A 19155-nucleotide genomic window follows, 5' to 3' on the forward strand; every position below is an offset into this window, starting at 1 on the left:
ACTGCCATGGACAAGGAAATACTATTAGCCCAGCCCCGGGGATTTTGCGCTGGCGTGGACCGTGCTATTGAAATCGTCGAACGTGCCTTGCAGCAATTTGGTGCGCCCATTTATGTCCGGCATGAAATCGTGCATAACGCCTATGTGGTCAATGACCTTAAGGCCAAGGGGGCGATTTTTATTGAAGAACTGGATGATGTCCCGTCCGGTAATACCCTGATTTTTTCTGCTCATGGTGTGTCGCAAGAAGTCCGCAGGGAAGCCGAAGCACGGGGCCTGACCATTTTTGATGCCACCTGTCCGCTGGTGACCAAGGTGCATATCGAAGTCGCCAAGATGCGCAAGGAAGGCCGTGAAATCATCATGATAGGTCATCATGGTCACCCGGAAGTCGAGGGCACCATGGGCCAGTCCGAAGGTGGCATGTATCTGGTGGAAACCGTGGACGATGTAGCGAAGCTGCAGGTGAACAGCCCGGACATGCTGGCCTTTGTGTCGCAGACTACGCTGTCGGTGGACGACACGATAGAAATCATCGCTGCCCTGAAAGCGCGTTTTCCTTTGATTAGTGAACCGAAAAAAGCGGATATCTGTTACGCCACCACCAACCGCCAGGAAGCCGTCAAATTTATGGCACCACAGGTGGATCTGGTACTGGTGGTTGGTAGCCCCAACAGTTCCAATTCCAATCGCCTGCGTGAGGTGGCCGAGAAGAAGGGCGTCACTGCCTATATGGTAGATAACGCCAGCCAGATCAAGCCGGAATGGCTGGAAGGTCGCCAGCGCATTGGCGTCACTGCCGGTGCATCGGCACCGGAGGTATTGGTGCAGGAAGTGATTTCCAGCCTGCGACAATTGGGCGCACGCAGCGTGCGTACACTGGATGGGGTAGAAGAAGCGGTGACCTTTCCTATGCCTAAAGGATTGTCTGTTGCCAGGGTTTGAGCAGACCGTGAGGTTGTGACCGACGATCAAGTTTGAATTTTGCTTGTATTTATTTGTTTATTTGCTTACTTTATGACGTGATTATTGATGCATTTAAGGAGTTTTGACGCCTGTTTTTGATTAAAAGTTTGTTGCAACGGTTGTTTTCGATATTTTATTTTGTATATAGGTGTTTAAGATTGCGGCACTATTAAATCCGGGCGTTTCCGGGTCTATATAACGTGTATGCTGGTGTGTGGATGTTGTGGAAAATACGTAGTTGGCGGTGGCGTTTTTACCACTGTGGCGGCATTCAAACTCTGTATAATCCGGCCCACTTTACTGGTATAACCATTAAGTACAAATATATTACAAAAAGCTTTGACCAAAAGTTGCAGAGGAGATTTTTTATCATGTGTATCAACGACGCTATTAGTGCTCCCAGTATGATGACGCGTTTGTTTGGATAGCGCTTGCTCGAATTCCGGCGGCACCCACACCTGGGTGCCGCTTTCGTTATCAGGAATGATTTTTGCTGAACTTTTTTCCGTTGCATTAATTGGCATTCAGTTCATCGCCTGTTTTTAGTCAGAAATTCGATTCGTTCATAAAGAGAGAAGCAAAATATGGATACCTTTATCCAACAAATTATTAATGGTCTGGTGTTGGGCAGCATGTATGCGCTGGTCGCACTTGGTTACACCATGGTGTACGGGGTACTGAACCTGATCAACTTCGCCCATGGCGATGTGTTGATGGTCGGTGCCATGGCTGGTTTGAGTGTTCTCAAATTGCTGCAGGTAATCGCACCTGATTTACCTGGCATCATCAAACTGATCATCGCGATCCTGGGTGCCATACCTGTCTGTATCTTCGTCAATGTTCTGATTGAACGTGTCGCTTACCGGAAGCTGCGTAATGCACCCCGGTTGGCACCGTTGATCACGGCGATTGGCGTCTCCATTCTGGTGCAGACTTTCGCCATGATGCTGTGGGGCCGTAACCCGATTCCTTTCCCGGCGGTGATGTCTTCGACACCGGTGCCGGTAGGTGGTGCCGTTATTTCACAGACCCAGATTTTGTTGCTGGTACTGGCAACACTGGCGATGGTGGGTCTGGTGCTGCTGGTTGAAAAAACCAAAATGGGCCGTGCCATGCGTGCAACTGCAGAAAACCCGCGCGTTGCCGGTTTGATGGGTGTTGATTCCAATAAGGTCATCGTGGCAACCTTTGCTATCGGTGCAGCACTGGCAGCGATTGCTGGTGTGATGTGGGCTGGCAATTATTCTTCCGCACAATTTGCAATGGGCTTCGTGCCTGGCCTGAAAGCCTTCTCTGCTGCGGTACTGGGTGGTATCGGCAATATTTATGGCGCGATGGTGGGCGGAATTGTGCTGGGTCTGATTGAAAGTCTGGGTGCCGGTTATATCGGTGACCTGACTGGCGGCATACTTGGTAGCCAGTATCAGGATATCTTTGCTTTCGTCGTTTTGATTATCGTACTGACCTTGCGCCCATCCGGCATCATGGGTGAGCGTGTTGCTGATCGTGCGTAAGGAGAAAATCAATGTCAACCATATTTGATGTAAAAGCCAATCCGAAAAAAGCCTATAGCAGCTTTGCTGCGCTGGCTGTTCTGATTGTAGTGTTCCCGTTCGTTGCCGCCAATTTTGGTAATTCCTGGGTCAGGATTATCGACTTTGCGCTGCTGTATATCATGCTGGCCCTGGGCCTGAATATCGTGGTCGGTTTTGCTGGCTTGCTGGATCTGGGTTATATCGCCTTCTACGCTGTCGGCGCTTACCTGGCTGCGATTTTTGGCTCTCAGCAATTTGCTGTGATTCTGGAATCCTTTGTCAATAATTACCCGGCTGTCGGTGCATTTCTGATCGCTGTTTGCGGGCCTGAAATAACCCAAAACGGTATTCATCTGTCGGTCTGGGTGATTGTGCCTTTTGCTGCTGCGGTGGCAGGTATGTTCGGTGCTTTGCTGGGCGCGCCGACATTGAAGTTGCGCGGCGATTATCTGGCGATTGTGACGCTGGGTTTTGGTGAAATTATCCGTATTTTCATGAACAACATGAATTCACCGATCAATTTTACCAACGGCCCACAAGGTATCAATTTGATTGATCCTATCCATGTGTTTGGTGTATCGCTGGCAGGTGAGGCAGGTTCCAATGCGACAGTGCATTTCCTTGGCATGAGCATGCCTTCGGTGAATGCCTATTACTTCCTGTTCCTGGCTTTGTGTATTGGTATTGTTATCGTCTCTACACGCTTGCAACATTCCCGTCTGGGCCGTGCCTGGGTGGCGATACGTGAAGATGAAATTGCTGCCAAGGCCATGGGTATCAATACCCGTAATATCAAATTGCTGGCGTTTTCCATGGGCGCATCGTTTGGTGGTGTATCTGGTGCGATGTTTGCCAGCTTCCAGGGTTTTGTGTCTCCAGAATCGTTCTCTCTGATGGAATCCATCGTGATTCTGGCGATGGTGGTACTGGGTGGTATTGGTCATATTCCAGGCGTTATTCTGGGTGCAGTGCTGCTGGCTGCTTTGCCTGAGGTTTTGCGTCACGTGGTTGAACCGGTGCAAAACCTGTTATTCGGAAGAATTTGGATAGAAGCCGAAGTACTGCGTCAGTTGCTGTACGGTTTAACCATGGTTGTGGTGATGTTGAATCGTCCTGCTGGCCTGTGGCCCGCACCCAAGCATGAAGACCGTATGGCCAAGACTAACGAAGCGGCTGCTTAAGGAAGACCAAGATGACTGAACAGACTATCTTAAAAATTGAAGGCGCCAATAAACGTTTTGGCGGCTTGCAGGCACTTTCCAACGTCGGTATCAATATCAAGAAAGGCCAGATTTATGGCCTGATCGGCCCTAACGGTGCCGGCAAAACGACGTTCTTTAATGTAATTACCGGTTTGTATCAACCTGACACCGGCACGTTTGAACTGGATGGCAAGCCGTATTCACCGTCTGCGCCGCATGAAGTGGCCAAGGCAGGTATTGCCCGTACTTTCCAGAACATCCGCCTGTTTGGTGAAATGACTGCGCTGGAAAACGTCATGGTAGGACGCCACATACGTACGCATCAGGGTGTGCTTGGTGCCGTATTCCGCCATCCGGCAGCACGCAAGGAAGAAGCAGAAGTCCGTCAGCGCGCCCAGGAATTGCTGGATTTTGTCGGTATCGGCGCATTTGCCGGACGTACATCCAAGTTCTTGTCGTATGGCGATCAGCGTCGTCTGGAAATCGCGCGGGCCCTGGCGACTGATCCAAAACTGCTGGCGCTGGATGAGCCTGCTGCCGGTATGAATGCAACAGAAAAACTTGCCTTGCGTGAATTGCTGGTCAAGATCAAGGCCGAGGGCAAGACCATCTTGTTGATCGAGCATGATGTGAAGCTGATGATGGGGCTATGCGACAGGATGACTGTGCTGGATTACGGTAAGCCGATTGCAGAAGGCCTGCCAGCAGATATACAGAAAAATCCGGCAGTTATCGAAGCGTATTTGGGAGGAGGTCACTAATGGCTGAGAACGTATTAAAGATAAGCAACCTGAAAGTTGCTTACGGCGGTATCAAGGCCGTTAAAGGAATCGACCTGGAAGTCAACAAGGGTGAACTGATTACTCTTATCGGCGCCAATGGTGCCGGCAAGACCACTACACTGAAAGCTGTTACTGGAACACTGCCAAGCTGCAAGGTAGATGGCGATATTTTTTACATGGGCAAATCCATCAGAGGCGTCAATTCCTTTGAGATGGTGAAAAATCACCTGGCTATGGTACCGGAAGGTCGTGGCGTATTTACCCGCATGACGATACAGGAAAACCTGATGATGGGTGCCTATATCCGTGATGACAAGGCCGGTATCGCAGAAGATATCGAAAAATGGTTTGCTGTATTCCCACGTTTGAAAGAACGTGCAGCACAGCTGGCCGGTACCTTGTCTGGTGGTGAACAGCAGATGCTGGCGATGGCCCGTGCCCTGATGAGTCATCCTAACCTGTTGCTGCTGGATGAACCGTCCATGGGTCTGTCACCTATCATGGTGGAAAAGATTTTTGAAGTGGTGCGTAATGTTTCTGCCCAGGGTATCACCATCCTGCTGGTGGAACAGAACGCCAAACTGGCTTTGCAGGCTGCACACCGCGGCTACGTCATGGATTCGGGTTCCATCACCATGAGCGGCAATGCCAAAGACATGCTGAATGACCCTAAAGTACAGGCAGCTTATCTGGGTGAAGGCTGATACCGTTTATGAAGTAAGGTAGCCCGCAAGCATAGTGCAAGCTATGCCGGGCATTTGAAATACCTGCAAGCAATTGCAGGTATTTTTTTGCCTTCAGCATTCCTGATCTGGCACAACTTCTGGCATGCATACTCGATCAATATCAATATTGTTGTAAATAAGCTGCGTTAGTTTTAAATGTTGATACATGTTTCCCTATGGGAAGGTAATTCTGTTAAGAAAATTTATTGCTTGCATATGTTTCTCTGATTGATCTTGATTAAGATCATGAAATATCGTGATTTATGTCATTAAATATGGTGACTTCAGTCATGGGATATCGTGATTTTTTATCCAATATATAAAAAGGGAAACTTTATGGGAATTTTTGATGGTCTGAAGACGGCTTTCAGTAAGGAGGGCGCGGTTGCCGCACCTGGGTATAGCCGATGGTTGATGGCGGCAGCGGCGCTGTTGATCCACTTTCCTTTAGGCCAGGCCTACGGCTTTTCCGTGTTTAACGGGCCGCTGGTAAAAGTGCTGGGCTCCAGCCTGACCAGCGTAGGCTGGATTTTCTCGGTCGCGATTATTTTCCTTGGCTTGTCGGCAGCTGTGTTCGGCAAATGGGTAGAACGGGTTGGGCCGCGCAAGGCCATGCTGGCATCGGCTCTGTGTTTCTTTAGTGGCTTCCTGGTGTCAGCGCTGGGTGTGGTGATGGGCTCGCTGCCTGTGATCGTTCTGGGTTACGGTGTGATCGGTGGTACCGGTTTAGGTATAGGCTACATCTCGCCAGTGTCGACACTGATCAAATGGTTTCCGGACAAGCGTGGCATGGCGACGGGTCTCGCCATTATGGGTTTTGGTGGCGGCGCGCTTGTCGGGTCACCACTGGCAGTCAATCTGATGAAATATTTCAGCGAGGGCTCACAATTTGGTGGCATCCCTGCCACCTTCGTCACCATGGCGGTGCTGTACCTGGGTTTCCAGTTATCGGCTGCATGGATAGCCCGCATCCCTTTTGCCGGTTACCAGCCCGCAGGCTGGGTACCAAGCAGTGTGGAAGCAGCGCATATTGCTTCGAACGGTGCTGATGATTTCTCTGTTTCTGAAGCCATACGCAAACCGCAATTCTGGCTGCTTTGGGGCATCCTGCTGTTGAACGTGTCGGCTGGCATAGGCATTCTTGGACAGGCGTCGTTGATGGCACAAAAAATGGTGGGTATCTCAGCCGCAGCGGCGGCCGGGTTTGTGGGCTTGCTGTCCTTGTGCAATATGGCGGGGCGTTTTATCTGGTCGAGTTTTTCTGACAAGATAGGCCGCAAATGGGCCTACGCCATGTATTCAGGTGTGGGGGCACTGGCTTACTGGGCAATTCCCGGCGCGGCAGCGGCTGGCAACATGTTGTTGTTCGTTGCCCTGTTTGCCCTGGTCATGAGTTTTTACGGCGCTGGTTTTGCCACCATCCCGGCTTACCTGGCTGATATGTTTGGCAAGAAAGAAGTTGGCGCGATTCATGGACGCTTGCTGACAGCCTGGTCCATGGCTGGTGTGATCGGCCCTCTGGTTGTGAATGCCGGGCGTGATTATCTGGTCAAAACCGAAGGCCTGGCTGATGCTGCAGCCTATTCAACCGTGGTGTATGTGCTGGGTGGTTTGCTGGTTGCCGAATTTGTCCTGAACCTGTTCGTCAAGGCACCAGGCAGCAGCACCAGTCAGGATGCGGCAGGCATATCGTCACCACAAGCAACGTCAAAATAGGAGTTATCATGGAAGACATCAATCAGCACATCGATCCTGGCATGAAGGCCAAGGTCATTTTCTTCTGGGCATTGGCTGGCATTCCGCTGGCATGGGGTGTGTGGCAGACCGGCATCAAGGTTCTGGCCATGTTTGCCTGACCAGTAACGTACAGCACAAAGCAAAAGCCCCGGAAAAACCGGGGCTTTTGCTTTATTTGTCAGCGGTGACGCCTGTCAGGCAATACATATTAACTACCCACGTCAGCCACTTTGCAGACAGTGGGGAGTCTGTCTGCGCAAATTCAGCTTACTTCTTGGCGGCTTTGCTTGCTGCTTTTGTGGTTGTCTGAGAGATCGTGGACACCGCATTGTTCAGATTGGCTTCCAGCGCTTCAACAGCCTGTTTGGTTGTTTTAGTCAGGTGATCGTAGCTTGCGTTGGCATTGTCGATCGATGTTTTGAAGAAAGAAACAAACTGTTCGGAACCAGCTGGTGCATTTTTGGACACTTCATCTATCAATGCCAATACCTTGCGGTTGGTTTCAGCGATCTGTACTTCAGCAGCATGGGTGAATTCTGCCTGGGTGCTGGAGGCGATATTGGCCAGGTGACGGTTATATGCCATCAGCTTTTCAGCAGTTGGCTGAGCTTGAGCAGCGGACAGGTTGAAAAATTCTTGCGCGTCTTTAGCGGCCAGCAATTGCTTGGCAGCAGCGGTACTGTCTTCCAGGGAAGATTTAGCGGCATTCAAATTCAATTCCATGAATTTTTCTACGCCTTCAAATGCCTTGCTTGTCAGTGCAGTGATCAGCGCGAGTTGAGCATCGAAATTTGCTTTGGTTGCTGCGGAAAACTGTTCAGGTGCTGTGTACATGGATATCTCCTGGGTAGGAAAAAAATTAAATTGAAAAACTGGCGATTGCTGTTAGTAGTGTTGCAATGCACGTAACGGCAAAGTTTTGAACAAATTGTGCGATGCAATAATCTATATTTTATTGATTCGACTGGCGAAGTCAAGCAAAATTTGTGCGTTGCAATATAAAAATCTGCTTATTTCTTGAGCAGAATCAATTGTGAAACAGGAAAATGAAAATGCCCGCCTTTTACTTTTCCTGAGGGAATTATGTATGGTAATTATGACCAGAAAATGAAGTCATGCACCATTGTGGGCATTTCCAGTTAGACTTTTTCAGTTAGACTTTTATTCTAGTGCAGTCATTTCATATTTAAAGTTATTTTTTTATAAAGCGAGCAGACGATGGCAATAGAAGCCAGGCAGCGTAAAGACTTTCAGCATTTTCATACGATAACGACACGCTGGATGGACAATGATGCCTATGGCCATGTCAATAACGTCGTGTATTACAGTTGGTTTGATACGGTAGTTAACCAGTTCCTGATCAGCAATGGTGTGCTGGATATAGAAACCAGCCCCGTCATTGGACTGGTGATTGAAACCCAGTGCAATTACCTGGCATCGGTGGCTTTTCCCGATGTGGTGGAGGCGGGGGTAAGTGTTACCAAACTCGGCAATTCCAGCGTCCGTTACGAAGTCGGCATCTTCAAAAACGGTGAAGACAATGCTGCTGCTCAGGGGCATTTCGTTCACGTGTATGTAGACCGGCACAGCCGTCGGCCCACGACCATACCGGAACCCATGCGGCAACTGTTGCAAACCATACAAGCTGGCTAAGCCTTCAGTAAACTCAAACGCCAGCCAGATGCTGGCAAACTCCAATCCCATCAGGTAGATAACCCATGCTTACATCTGCGATACAGCAACTGATAGACGACACCATTGCCTCACGCCGTTCGATACGTGCTTTTTTGCCTGCGCCGGTAGCGCGGGAAGACATACGCCAGATACTGGAGGTAGCAGCGCGTGCACCTTCTGGCAGCAATACCCAGCCGTGGAAGGTGACGGTATTGACGGGTAATAAGCTGCATGCCCTGTCAACAGCGATTCTGGCTGCCCACAATAGCGAAGGGCAGGGCGGTCACCAGCAAGAATACAATTACTACCCGGTGAATTGGGTCACCCCCTATCAGGAACGTCGCCGCAAGGTAGGCTGGGATTTATATGCCCTGCTGGGGCTGGGGCGGGAAAACAAACTGGGTATGCATCAGCAGCATGGTCGCAATTATGCATTTTTTGATGCACCGGTCGGTCTGATCTTTACCATAGATCGCATCATGGAACAGGGTTCCTGGCTGGACTATGGCATGTTTTTGCAAAACATCATGATTGCCGCCCGTGGCCGCGGACTTGATACCTGCCCACAGGCAGCGTTTACTCAATACCACAAAGTGATTGCCGAAGTATTGCAATTGCCTGACAATGAAATGCTGGTCTGTGGCATGTCGCTGGGTTATGCCGATACCAGCAAAATAGAAAACAGTTTGGTGACTGAGCGTGACAGCGCCGACAGTTTTACCCGCTTCCTCGATTAATCTTGTTGAGCAAACCAGCTTTCATGGTTCGTGCGTAACCGAAGGCGGCGCACTTGTCAGAATACGTCAAAAAAGCAGATTAATTTTGCAACTTAGTTTAAGACGCCAAATGAATAAATGCAGCTAACTCCTTATTTTACTTGCGGAATTTTTCGGTTTTGCTACACTGCAATTTCTTTCACGGCATATTTAATCAGGGAGTCATAGATGGTGAAATTTGCCCGTCATGCAGTGGTTTGTTCATTGATAGCACTTTTGCCACTGGCAAGTGCGGTCGCGGCGACGAATTCACACAAACATCCTGCTAAAAAACATATTGTTCACAAAAAAGTGGTGCTCATCACCGCTTCAGGCAAGTTCGTCAAGCGTACGGTTGTGGTGAATGGCAAGCGCAAAGTGCTTGTCCAGCGTGTGTCCTTGGTACGCGAAGTGCCAGAAAAACCAAGCTCAGGCGATATCGCCGGCCTGAAAAACACCCAGGATCCGTTGGACCTGAAATCGAATGTTGCCTACGTGGTTGATCAGGACAGTTCCAAAGTTCTGTTCGAAAAAAATTCCGATGTGTCTTTGCCAATTGCTTCCATCACTAAACTGATGACCAGCCTGGTAGTGGTTGAAGCGCATCAGGACATGGATGAAGTGATCGAAGTCACGAATGAAGATATCGACAAGGAAAAAGGAACAAGTTCCAGACTGAAAATAGGTGCCAAGCTTTCGCGCTCTGACATGCTGCATATTGCTCTGATGAGTTCAGAAAACCGGGCTGCCTCGGCATTGGGCAGAAATTATCCAGGTGGCTTGCCTGCCTTTGTTGGCGCTATGAATGCCAAAGCGCACCAATTGGGTATGGGTGACACGCATTATGTCGATTCCAGCGGCTTATCCAGCCAAAACCGTGCCAGTGCGCGTGATCTGGTCAAGTTGGTCAATGCGGCTTATCAACATCCCGTGATCCGTCAATATTCCACCGATTCCAAATATGTGGTGGCACCAGGTGGCAGACCCCTGGAATATGGAACCTCCAACAAGCTCGTTGCTAATCCTGCCTGGGAAATTGGCTTGCAAAAAACCGGCTACATTGCTGAAGCAGGGCGTTGCCTGGTGATGCAGGCCATGATAGAAGGGCGTGCCATCGTCATGGTTTTCCTGGATTCCAAAGGCAAATATTCTCGCTTGGCAGATGCCGACCGCATCAAGAAATGGCTGGAAACCATCAAGCCGCATGCCTGAATCATATCGCTGAATAAAGAAAAAGCCCGGCAAGATCTGGGTTCAGATAAAAGCAAGAAACTGAAGACCTGCACATGTTGCAGGTTTTTTTTACCTGCTGTTTTCTGATTTATTGGGAAAACTATTCTCTGGCGTATTACCAAGTCTGTTACGAAGCGCTTACGCTCGTCTTTTACAATATTTATTTTTCTGTTTATCAGAGTGGAGATTTAACGTAAAGGCGTACTGGCTGGGGCAGCTCAGTAATGGGGTGAGCCGGGGGGATTTGCTGGCGGGCTTTACGGAATCGACGGAGTTCAAGGCCAGTTCCCAATCCAAGGTGTCACTGACGCTGGATTATATTGGCTTGCTGGGGCATGCACCGGATCAGGCGACGTTTAATCAGTTATTGGCGCAGCAGGGTACGGATGTGGTGACGCTGATTGGGCAGTTCATCAATTCTCAGGAATATCATGATCGGTTCTTGCCGGTTTGATGGGTGAGCGTTTGCCTGGTGCTATCTATGGCTGAGTATTGTGCAAGCGCAAAATGATTTATTTGCTTTTCGGAAATCAGGGAGTTAGCATGAAAATTCTTATTCAGCCGGAGACTGCTATGCGAAGAATGATGTTGGCTTGCCTGATTTTTGTTGCTACGTTTTTACCTTTGACATCTGTATGGGCAGCAAGTGACCGTGGCAGTGCGGAAGAGGCGATTGCCCTGGTCAAAAAGGGCAAGGATTTCATCAAAGCGAATGGTGCCGAGTCAGCTTATACTGCCTTCAATGACCCAAAAGGGCAGTTTGTCGACAGAGATTTGTACCTGTTTGTATTTGATGCATCAGGAAAAACCCTGGCACATGGTGCCAATGCCAAACTGATAGGCAAGAACCTGACAGACTTGAAAGATTCCGACAACAAATATTTTATCCGTGAATTCTTGGAGCTTGCCAGTAAGAAAGGCAAGGGATGGGTGGACTACAAATGGCCACATCCACAGACGAAGGCGATAGAACACAAATCCACCTATATCGAAAAACTGGATGATGGAACGATTATCGGCTGTGGTATCTACAAGTAAGTATCTACAAATAAGTAACTAAGTACAGTATTTTCAAAACAGGCATGCGCGAGTATGCCTGTTTTATTTTGGCGTAGCCATCTGGCGGCGCTGGTTCCAGTCACCCTTGTGTGGTCTTCTCGCCGCAGGTGACATGCCCTTGTCATCTCCCTTCGCTTCATTTCACAGTCTTTTCCAATATGTGTTGTTTAAATCAATTCAATGGCAATTGAGTGTGCTATCGCACAGATCAAGGTATGCGAAGAGGCGATAAGTAACACTTGATACGGTCTTCAAACCTGAAACGCTTGATCCCCTGTCAAAGCACTGACTGATAAAGATTGCCTCCACGTGTGAAACCAATTCTGAAAAGACATTTCACGTCGGGACGTTATCGACAACAACGCAAAAACTATGCATAGCGGCCACACCGAAATGACTCGGCACCGGACTCACCTGAAAAAAGGCAAAAATGAATATCCTACAGCGTTACCTGAGGCCGCTTGCATGCGTGTCCGCAATGCTCATTACATCATTGATCGCCGGTTGCGGCGGCGGTGGTGGTGATCCGATTTTAGGCTTACCTTCAGCCACCTTATCAACGCTCACTGTCAGTCCAGTTACTGCTACGGTAGCTAGTGGTGGTATGCAGCAATTTATGGCTACAGCAACTTATGCTGATGGCGCTTCCCGCGATGTGACTGCCACATCGGCCTGGACTTCTGCCAGCCCTAATATCGCAACTGTAGTGAGTAATACCGGTGTCGCCAAAGGTGTGGTGAATGGTGTCTCAGTGATATCTGCCAGCTTTGGTGGCAAAACTGCTTCGGCAACATTGACGGTATCTCAGTCATCACTGCAGTCGATCACATTGCTTCCTGCCAATTCATCTGTGGCGGTAGGCGGCGTACAACAGTTTCAGGCAATGGGTACATACACCAATGGCACTACCAGTGACATCACGGCAATTACCAGTTTCACTTCGGCATCGCCCGCCTTTGCGACAGTCAGCAGCACGGGGTTGGCAACGGGTGTGGCAATTGGGTCGTCAACCATTACCGCCGTATCTGGAGCAACGACTGCCAGCACCAAACTGACCGTGACACCGGCCAATTTATTGTCCATCGCTTTGACACCGGCCAATCCGCCTATGCAAATCGGTACGACGCAGCAACTGACTGTGACAGCAAAATACACGGATGGCAGCAGCGTCAACGTCACCGCCAACAGCAGCTTTTCTTCAGCCACACCTGCTATCGCGACAGTCTCGACTGCTGTGGCCAGCAACGGTATGGTGACAGCTATTGCTAGCGGCACATCCACGATGACCGCCACGTTTAATGGCATGAGCACGACGACTACCGTCAACGTCAGCTCGGCGTTACTGACTACAATTACCGTCACACCAGTGAATGTCAACCTTGCCGTCGGTAGCGCGCAGCAATTTCTCGCCAGCGGAACCTATTCTGACGGGACGACAGCCAATATCAGCAACGGCGTAACCTGGACCACCAGTTCGCCATTGATTGCAACGGTCTTGCCGAATGGTCTGGCCAGCGCAATCAGCACTGGAACTGCACTTGTCACAGCAACGCTGGGTAGCAAGACAGCCTCTGCTTCATTGGTAGTGATACCTGCGATTACCTTGAACTCGATTGCCATCACCCCATTGACTGCCAACCTGTCGGTAGGATCAACCCAGGCATTTGTAGCGACCGGTACTTACTCTGACGGCAGCAATGTGAATATCACGAATTCTGTCACCTGGAGTTCTGGTACCACACCGATTGCAACTATCCTGTCTTCAGGTATTGCTACGGGTATTTCCGCGGGTACCACCATCATCACAGCAAGCTCTGCAGGAAAAACCGCGTCATCCACACTGACTGTCATATCCGGTACGGCGCTGACCTCGATCGCTGTTACACCTGCCAACAATAATATGCTTGTCGGTACGACGCAAAGTCTGGTTGCTACGGGTAGCTATTCTGACGGCAGTACTGCTGTGATCACCAATTCCGTGACCTGGACTTCAGGGGCAAGCCCGGTTGCAACGGTTACTGCAAACGGCCTGGTCAGCGCGGTGGTGGCTGGCAGTGCACCTGTGGTGGCTATATCCGGTACTAAGTCTGGTTCTGCAACCATCAATGTCTTGCCGGTAGCAGCGTTAAATTCCATCGCTGTGACGCCGGGTATTCCGACCATTGCCGTAGGCGGTACGCAGAACTTTGTCGCGACCGGTAGTTTTGCCGATGGCAGCAGCCTCAACATCAGCAATGCTGTGACATGGGCGTCAGCCAATACGGCGATTGCCAGCGTATCGGTGAGTGGTGTTGTGAATGGCCTGTCAGGTGGAACGACTACTATTGCGGCTAATTTATCAGGCAAGTCTGGTACGGCCAGCTTGACAGTGACACCGGTCGTGACACTCAGCAGCATCAGCCTGACACCATCGAATGCAAGTGCAACAGTCGGTGCGTCGCAACAGTTCACGGCAACGGGTAACTATTCAAATGCGACGAGCAATAACATCAACAACACAGTCATCTGGCTTTCCAGTGCAAGTGGTGTTGCCAGCGTGTCGTCCAGTGGACAGGTAGTGGCTATTGCGCCAGGTATAACGAATATTTCTGCTACACAGGGCGCACAGACAGTGACCACCAGTTTCACTGTCACGGCGGCACCGGTTGCCAGCATCAATCTTGGCAGTGCTACCAGCTTTGCGGTATTGGCTGGTACATCGATCACCAATAATTCTGGCGGTATTACCATGGTCAGTGGCGATGTCGGTTCTCAATCACAGATTGTGGATCCGCTACAGACTGCGGGTTTCAGCAATTACAAATCAGGCCCTATTCTGAACACGGCGTTGGCTGACCTGCAAGTGGCCATTGCGGATGCCAATAGCCGAACCTGTACTTCCACCTCTGCCAGTGGAATTGACCTGGGCGGACAAACCTTTACACCTGGCGTGTATTGCTATGCAGGTGCGATCAACATCACCGGCACTTTCACCATGAATGGCGCTGGCCTGTACCTGTTCCGCAGTAGTTCAACTTTAAATTCGACGGCGAATTCCATTGTTGCCTTAACTGGTGGCGCGGTTGCCAGCAGTGTGTTCTGGGTGCCGGTTGCGGCGACCACGCTAGGTGCAAACAGTGTGTTCAAGGGAACCATCATGGAGCAGTCTGCAGCTATCACGATGGGTGATACGGCAACATTACAAAATGGACGCGTTTTGTCAGGCAGTGCCGTGACGCTTAAAAATAACGTGATTGCACGTTAAAAATTCATGGATATATGAAAGGGATCATGTCACCCCTTTCATCCTATTTCAGTCATTTCTTCAGGAGAAATACATGGTGCTGCCAAAAAATGTAGTCACACTTAACTTGTTCGCCTGCGCGCTGCTTGTCAGCCAACTGGCACAAGCCGATGAACCCTGGACCAATCCCGATTGGGCCGATAGCGCCTGGTATATAGGTGGTGGTGCTGGTCGTGCGAAAGCCACTATCGATAAAGATACCTTGACACGCGCCCTGATGGACAATGGTGCCAGCAGTGTTATCTTCCGCACCAGTGAACGCGACACGGCTTATAAGCTGTTTCTGGGTAAACAGATGAATAAATACTTTGCCATCGAAGGCGGGTATTTCGATCTGGGGAAGTATGGCTTTGATGCCACGACCACGCCGCCAGGTGCCATCAGTGGTGAAGTTGGATTTCGCGGTTTCAATCTGGATCTGGTCGGCCAGCTACCTTTGTCGGAACGGTTTTCGCTGCTTGGACGTATCGGTGGCAATTATGCCAGGGCGGATGCCCATTTCAGCGGCAACCGGTTGTACGCCGTCACCAATCCCAATCCTACCGAGAAAAAGTTAAATCCCAAGATAGGGGTTGGCCTGGAATATAAATTTACAGAAGCGTGGGCCATGCGTGGCGAAGCAGAAAGATACCGCGTCAACGATGCAGTCGGTAATCGTGGCGATGTAGATTTTTATTCCATCAGTGTCGTCTACAAATTGGGCAAGCCTGCCTACACACGACCGGTATCCTATACCCCGCCACCGGCACCTGCTCCAGTCATGGAACCGGCACCTGTCGTTCGAAGTGTACCGCCACCACCAAAACCGCAGCCAGTTTCTGAAAAGGTCACCTTCAATGCCGAAGCATTATTTGACTTTGATAAATCGCTTGTCAAAACCGCTGGCAGGCAGGCGCTTGATGATTTGTTGAGCAAGCTACAGGGGATGGACACGGAAGTGATGATCACGGTCGGTCACACCGATTCGGTAGGTAGTAATGACTACAATCAGAAACTGTCGATTCGCCGTGCTGAAGCCGTCAAAGCCTATCTGATTACCAAAGGGATTGATGCCTCGCGTATCTATACTGAAGGTAAAGGCGAAACCCAGCCAATTGCTGACAACAAGACCAGTGAAGGCCGTGCCAAAAATCGTCGTGTCACAGTTGAGGTTGTTGGCACCCGTCATTAAGACCCAGTCGGGCGGAGAGGGGATGTCCCCTTTCTTGCCCACCTGCCAGAAAAATATGCCATCCACAGAGTACTTTGGATGGCATGTTCGTTTCAGCATTGCTTAAGCCAGCAAACTATCCCATAAAGCTTTGGTTGCCTGCGCTTCTTTGGCGACTATTTCCGGTTCTACCCGGGCACGGTCTTCACCCTGCAGGCGTATGCCATGTTGCAATTTGCGGAACAGGCGATAGGCGACGGCTGTCTGATTCGCCAGCGCGGCATCAATCAGGCCGAGTTCACCGCAGCGTATCAACAGGGCGATGTTACCCTTGTTGGCGGTCAATTCCGGATACTGGCAGGCATATTTCAAGACCAGGTATTGCACGATAAATTCTATGTCTATCATGCCGCCGGCGTCGTGCTTGAGATCAAACAACTCACTGCGGTTGACGTGAGCATCATGCATTTTCTTACGCATATTGATGACTTCGCTGCGTAGTTTGGCGTCGTCCCTTTGCTGGCGCAAGACTTGCTCGCGTATCTGTTCAAACTGTGCGCCGATAGCAGCATCACCAGCACAGAAGCGGGCGCGTGTCAGGGCCTGGTGTTCCCACAGCCATGCTGATTTTTCCTGATAGCGGGCAAAGGAGGCAACGGACGACACCAGCAGGCCGCTGGCACCATCTGGCCGCAGCGCGATATCAATATCGAACAGGATGCCTGCGGGGGTGTGCGTGGTCATCCAGGTGATAAAGCGCTGTGCCAGCTTGGCATAATTGGCTGGCGCTTCCTGATCATCATCGTCATACAGAAAAATGACATCCAGGTCGGATGCATAACCCAGTTCCTTGCCGCCCTGTTTGCCATAGGCGATGACGGCAAAGCGTGGTTCGCGCCGGTGGCGGTTGACGATGGTTTCCCAGGCTGACTGCAAGACGGCAGCGACGATGATATCTGCCAGTTGTGACAATTCATCGGCCAGATGCTCGACACTCAGTTGGCCTTCCAGATCCTGTGCCAGCAAGCGGAATTGCAGCGCATGATGCATTTCGCGCAGGGTTTCCATTTGCCTTTCGGTATCGCCCTGATGCTGGTCCAGCTGATGTTGCAAATCCAGCCGGAATGCCGTCCAATCGGGGCGCTGATGCAGCGATGATTCATCCAGCAATTCGTCAAGAAGAATAGGGTGGCGGGTCAGGAACTTGGCTGCCCAGTCGCTGGCTGCCATCATGCGTACGACACGCGCCAGTGCATGCGGGTATTCGGTCAGCAAGGCCAGGTAGGCGGCACGGCGGGCGATGGTTTCCATGAAATCCAGCAGGCGGTTCCAGGCCAATAGCTGGTTAACGCCTTGATGGGCAATGATGTTGAGGGCATTGTTGATCAGGGCAATCAGTTTGTTGCGGCTGGCTTCTGACAAGGCTTGTATTTTGGGGGATTGCCAGGTTGCCATCAGCCTTTGTGTGATGGCACGGGCATCGCTCGCAGAAAAATCCAGACCCGCCAGATGGGTGGCAATCAGTTCGTCGCCGTCCGGGCCGGACAGGCTGATGGCCAGCATGCCTTGTTCGGTTTCGCTGTTATTGTTGGCCTTATCGCGGAAAATGGCATCAAACTGTTCCGCAATGAATTCACGGTGCGGGCGCAATTGAGCCAGCAATGCGGCCACGCTGGCGCAACCCATCATGCAGGCGATTCTTTGCTGGTCTTCTTCCCGCACCGGGAAGGTATGGGTCTGGGCGTCATCCAGGTATTGCAGGCGGTGCTCCAGGTTGCGCATGAAGGTATAAGAATCCAGCAGGCGTGTGACGATGGTGGCATCCAGGATACCCTTGTCGGCAAGGGTCAGCAAAGTCTTGCGGGTGGACCTGTCACGCAGGCTGGCATCGCGCCCGCCACGGATAAGCTGAAACACCTGTGCCAGAAATTCCACCTCGCGGATACCACCCCGGCCCAGTTTGATATTATTGCTGCGCTCGGGATGCTTGGTTTCCTGACGCACGACTTCGGCCCTGATCTGGGCATGCATGGAGCGCAGGGAATCAATCGCACCGTAATCGAGATAACGCCGGTACACAAAAGGCCGGATGATTTTTTCCAGCGCCGTGATATCGGCAGGCTGGCCCGTCATGGCACGGGCCTTGACCCAGGCATAACGCTCCCATTCCCGTCCCTGGATCAGGAAATACTCTTCTATCATGTTGAAGCTGGCCACCAGCGGGCCGGATGCCCCGTTGGGACGCAAAGCCATATCGACACGGAAACTGAAGCCATCTTCAGTCACTTCAGAAATGGCCGCAATCAGTTTTTTGCCCAGTCGGCTGAAGTATTCATGATTGGACAGACTACGCTGTGTACTGTCCTGCACGCGGGTTTCACCATCTTCGGCATAGCAAAAGATTAAGTCAATATCGGAAGAGACATTCAGCTCATAACCACCAAGCTTGCCCATGCCCAGCACGATCAGGGCCTGTTCTGCACCACTTTCTTCCCCGGTGGGGATGCCGTGCATGGCTTGCATGTCGGCATGAATGGCTTGCAAATGCTGCTGTACGACAAAATCAGCAAACAGGCTGATGGTCGTAACTACCTCATCCATATCCGCTTGTCCACAAAGATCGCGTTTAATGAGGGAACAGATCACCAGATTGCGCAAACGGCGCATGGCTTTGTTAAGAGGAAGATCGTCGTATATTTCTTTTTGTAAAAACTGCGCAAAACCCTCGGGTCTCAAGGATAATTCAGAAACTTGCTGCAAAAGTGTTTTTCGGCTGGCATCTGCGGCCAGCCAATTGGTGAAAAAGCGGGAAGCCTGAAGTATTTCAGTGTCCGGGGAAGAGCTTGCAGTCATAGTGGGGCATCGTTAGCCAGTGATGGCATTGATTTTAAGCGATCTGCGCCTTACTGGTGCAGTATGCAGAGCAAGAAAGCCAGGAAGACCAATCTGCAGTATAAACGTACATAATAAATGGATATAAGTATATTGATACTCCAGTGGAGTATCAGAGAATCGTCAACCAGACCAGCAAGCCGGACCGGGCCCTGGCGGGTG

Annotated in this window: 17 protein-coding genes; 14 read left to right on the forward strand and 3 right to left on the reverse strand. The window is 50.6% G+C overall.

Going from position 1 to position 19155, the window contains the following annotated elements; translation table 11 throughout:
• Positions 1 to 6 precede the first annotated feature (6 nt).
• Positions 7 to 945, forward strand: coding sequence for a 4-hydroxy-3-methylbut-2-enyl diphosphate reductase (ispH, locus tag AC1RVX_RS28370; RefSeq protein ID WP_493219942.1), 939 nt, complete (start codon positions 7 to 9; stop codon positions 943 to 945).
• A gap of 212 nt (positions 946 to 1157) precedes the next feature.
• Here the strand turns inward: ispH and AC1RVX_RS28375 are convergent, their stop codons facing one another.
• Positions 1158 to 1490 carry a hypothetical protein gene (locus tag AC1RVX_RS28375; protein ID WP_493219943.1) on the reverse strand — a complete coding sequence of 111 codons (333 nt, stop codon included), beginning with the start codon at positions 1488 to 1490 and terminating at the stop codon, positions 1158 to 1160.
• Between the two features lie 60 nt (positions 1491 to 1550).
• On the opposite strand from AC1RVX_RS28375, the gene AC1RVX_RS28380 reads away from it, so the two are divergent.
• The 6 genes from AC1RVX_RS28380 (at position 1551) to AC1RVX_RS28405 (ending at position 7066) form a co-directional block, all read left to right on the forward strand.
• On the forward strand, positions 1551 to 2480 hold the full coding sequence (locus AC1RVX_RS28380; protein WP_493219944.1) for a branched-chain amino acid ABC transporter permease: 930 nt from the start codon (positions 1551 to 1553) through the stop codon (positions 2478 to 2480).
• A gap of 11 nt (positions 2481 to 2491) precedes the next feature.
• The gene (locus AC1RVX_RS28385) at positions 2492 to 3682 is read left to right on the forward strand and encodes an ABC transporter permease subunit (protein WP_493219945.1); all 1191 of its coding nucleotides are present in this window, start codon (positions 2492 to 2494) and stop codon (positions 3680 to 3682) included.
• Positions 3683 to 3693: 11 nt separating this feature from the next.
• On the forward strand, positions 3694 to 4464 hold the full coding sequence (locus tag AC1RVX_RS28390) for an ABC transporter ATP-binding protein (RefSeq protein ID WP_493219946.1): 771 nt from the start codon (positions 3694 to 3696) through the stop codon (positions 4462 to 4464).
• Positions 4464 to 5189 (forward strand): ABC transporter ATP-binding protein, encoded by a 726-nt coding sequence (locus AC1RVX_RS28395; protein ID WP_493219947.1) that lies wholly within the window; start codon positions 4464 to 4466, stop codon positions 5187 to 5189. The genes AC1RVX_RS28390 and AC1RVX_RS28395 overlap by 1 nt, the downstream gene beginning before the upstream one ends.
• A 357-nt stretch (positions 5190 to 5546) precedes the next feature.
• Positions 5547 to 6926: an OFA family MFS transporter gene (locus AC1RVX_RS28400; protein WP_493219948.1), complete on the forward strand. Its 1380-nt coding sequence runs from the start codon at positions 5547 to 5549 to the stop codon at positions 6924 to 6926.
• Between the two features lie 8 nt (positions 6927 to 6934).
• Positions 6935 to 7066 (forward strand): MFS transporter small subunit, encoded by a 132-nt coding sequence (locus tag AC1RVX_RS28405; RefSeq protein ID WP_493219949.1) that lies wholly within the window; start codon positions 6935 to 6937, stop codon positions 7064 to 7066.
• A 148-nt stretch (positions 7067 to 7214) separates the two neighbouring features.
• On the opposite strand, the gene phaP is transcribed toward AC1RVX_RS28405, so the two are convergent.
• Positions 7215 to 7781, reverse strand: coding sequence for a TIGR01841 family phasin (gene phaP, locus AC1RVX_RS28410; protein ID WP_493219950.1), 567 nt, complete (start codon positions 7779 to 7781; stop codon positions 7215 to 7217).
• A 384-nt stretch (positions 7782 to 8165) separates the two neighbouring features.
• Between phaP and AC1RVX_RS28415 the strand changes: the two genes are divergently transcribed.
• The 7 genes from AC1RVX_RS28415 to AC1RVX_RS28445 all read left to right on the forward strand — a co-directional run bounded on the left by AC1RVX_RS28415 (position 8166) and on the right by AC1RVX_RS28445 (position 16122).
• A complete protein-coding gene (locus AC1RVX_RS28415) occupies positions 8166 to 8600 on the forward strand; it encodes an acyl-CoA thioesterase (protein WP_493219951.1) in 435 nt (144 codons plus the stop codon).
• A gap of 65 nt (positions 8601 to 8665) precedes the next feature.
• On the forward strand, positions 8666 to 9358 hold the full coding sequence (locus AC1RVX_RS28420) for a nitroreductase (RefSeq protein WP_493219952.1): 693 nt from the start codon (positions 8666 to 8668) through the stop codon (positions 9356 to 9358).
• Between the two features lie 207 nt (positions 9359 to 9565).
• Positions 9566 to 10588: a D-alanyl-D-alanine endopeptidase gene (gene pbpG, locus AC1RVX_RS28425; RefSeq protein WP_493219953.1), complete on the forward strand. Its 1023-nt coding sequence runs from the start codon at positions 9566 to 9568 to the stop codon at positions 10586 to 10588.
• Between the two features lie 112 nt (positions 10589 to 10700).
• Positions 10701 to 11063: a DUF4214 domain-containing protein gene (locus AC1RVX_RS28430; protein ID WP_493219954.1), complete on the forward strand. Its 363-nt coding sequence runs from the start codon at positions 10701 to 10703 to the stop codon at positions 11061 to 11063.
• Between the two features lie 89 nt (positions 11064 to 11152).
• The gene (locus AC1RVX_RS28435; RefSeq protein ID WP_493219955.1) at positions 11153 to 11647 is read left to right on the forward strand and encodes a cache domain-containing protein; all 495 of its coding nucleotides are present in this window, start codon (positions 11153 to 11155) and stop codon (positions 11645 to 11647) included.
• A gap of 499 nt (positions 11648 to 12146) precedes the next feature.
• Entirely contained in the window at positions 12147 to 14912 is a 2766-nt protein-coding gene (locus AC1RVX_RS28440; RefSeq protein WP_493219956.1) for a beta strand repeat-containing protein, read from the forward strand.
• 73 nt (positions 14913 to 14985) lie between these two features.
• Positions 14986 to 16122, forward strand: coding sequence for an OmpA family protein (locus AC1RVX_RS28445; RefSeq protein WP_493219957.1), 1137 nt, complete (start codon positions 14986 to 14988; stop codon positions 16120 to 16122).
• 102 nt (positions 16123 to 16224) lie between these two features.
• On the opposite strand, the gene glnE is transcribed toward AC1RVX_RS28445, so the two are convergent.
• On the reverse strand, positions 16225 to 18954 hold the full coding sequence (gene glnE / locus AC1RVX_RS28450) for a bifunctional [glutamate--ammonia ligase]-adenylyl-L-tyrosine phosphorylase/[glutamate--ammonia-ligase] adenylyltransferase (RefSeq protein ID WP_493219958.1): 2730 nt from the start codon (positions 18952 to 18954) through the stop codon (positions 16225 to 16227).
• Positions 18955 to 19155 lie beyond the last annotated feature (201 nt).

This window comes from Undibacterium sp. GW821-FHT11B02, assembly GCF_058808955.1.

Bases quoted from the DNA above. Each gene is read 5' to 3' on its own strand.
- ispH (WP_493219942.1), top strand. From the start codon at position 7: ATGGACAAGGAAATACTATTAGCCCAGCCCCGGGGATTTTGCGCTGGC.
- AC1RVX_RS28375 (WP_493219943.1), bottom strand. From the start codon at position 1,490: ATGCCAATTAATGCAACGGAAAAAAGTTCAGCAAAAATCATTCCTGAT.
- AC1RVX_RS28380 (WP_493219944.1), top strand. From the start codon at position 1,551: ATGGATACCTTTATCCAACAAATTATTAATGGTCTGGTGTTGGGCAGC.
- AC1RVX_RS28385 (WP_493219945.1), top strand. From the start codon at position 2,492: ATGTCAACCATATTTGATGTAAAAGCCAATCCGAAAAAAGCCTATAGC.
- AC1RVX_RS28390 (WP_493219946.1), top strand. From the start codon at position 3,694: ATGACTGAACAGACTATCTTAAAAATTGAAGGCGCCAATAAACGTTTT.
- AC1RVX_RS28395 (WP_493219947.1), top strand. From the start codon at position 4,464: ATGGCTGAGAACGTATTAAAGATAAGCAACCTGAAAGTTGCTTACGGC.
- AC1RVX_RS28400 (WP_493219948.1), top strand. From the start codon at position 5,547: ATGGGAATTTTTGATGGTCTGAAGACGGCTTTCAGTAAGGAGGGCGCG.
- AC1RVX_RS28405 (WP_493219949.1), top strand. From the start codon at position 6,935: ATGGAAGACATCAATCAGCACATCGATCCTGGCATGAAGGCCAAGGTC.
- phaP (WP_493219950.1), bottom strand. From the start codon at position 7,781: ATGTACACAGCACCTGAACAGTTTTCCGCAGCAACCAAAGCAAATTTC.
- AC1RVX_RS28415 (WP_493219951.1), top strand. From the start codon at position 8,166: ATGGCAATAGAAGCCAGGCAGCGTAAAGACTTTCAGCATTTTCATACG.
- AC1RVX_RS28420 (WP_493219952.1), top strand. From the start codon at position 8,666: ATGCTTACATCTGCGATACAGCAACTGATAGACGACACCATTGCCTCA.
- pbpG (WP_493219953.1), top strand. From the start codon at position 9,566: ATGGTGAAATTTGCCCGTCATGCAGTGGTTTGTTCATTGATAGCACTT.
- AC1RVX_RS28435 (WP_493219955.1), top strand. From the start codon at position 11,153: ATGAAAATTCTTATTCAGCCGGAGACTGCTATGCGAAGAATGATGTTG.
- AC1RVX_RS28440 (WP_493219956.1), top strand. From the start codon at position 12,147: ATGCTCATTACATCATTGATCGCCGGTTGCGGCGGCGGTGGTGGTGAT.
- AC1RVX_RS28445 (WP_493219957.1), top strand. From the start codon at position 14,986: ATGGTGCTGCCAAAAAATGTAGTCACACTTAACTTGTTCGCCTGCGCG.
- glnE (WP_493219958.1), bottom strand. From the start codon at position 18,954: ATGACTGCAAGCTCTTCCCCGGACACTGAAATACTTCAGGCTTCCCGC.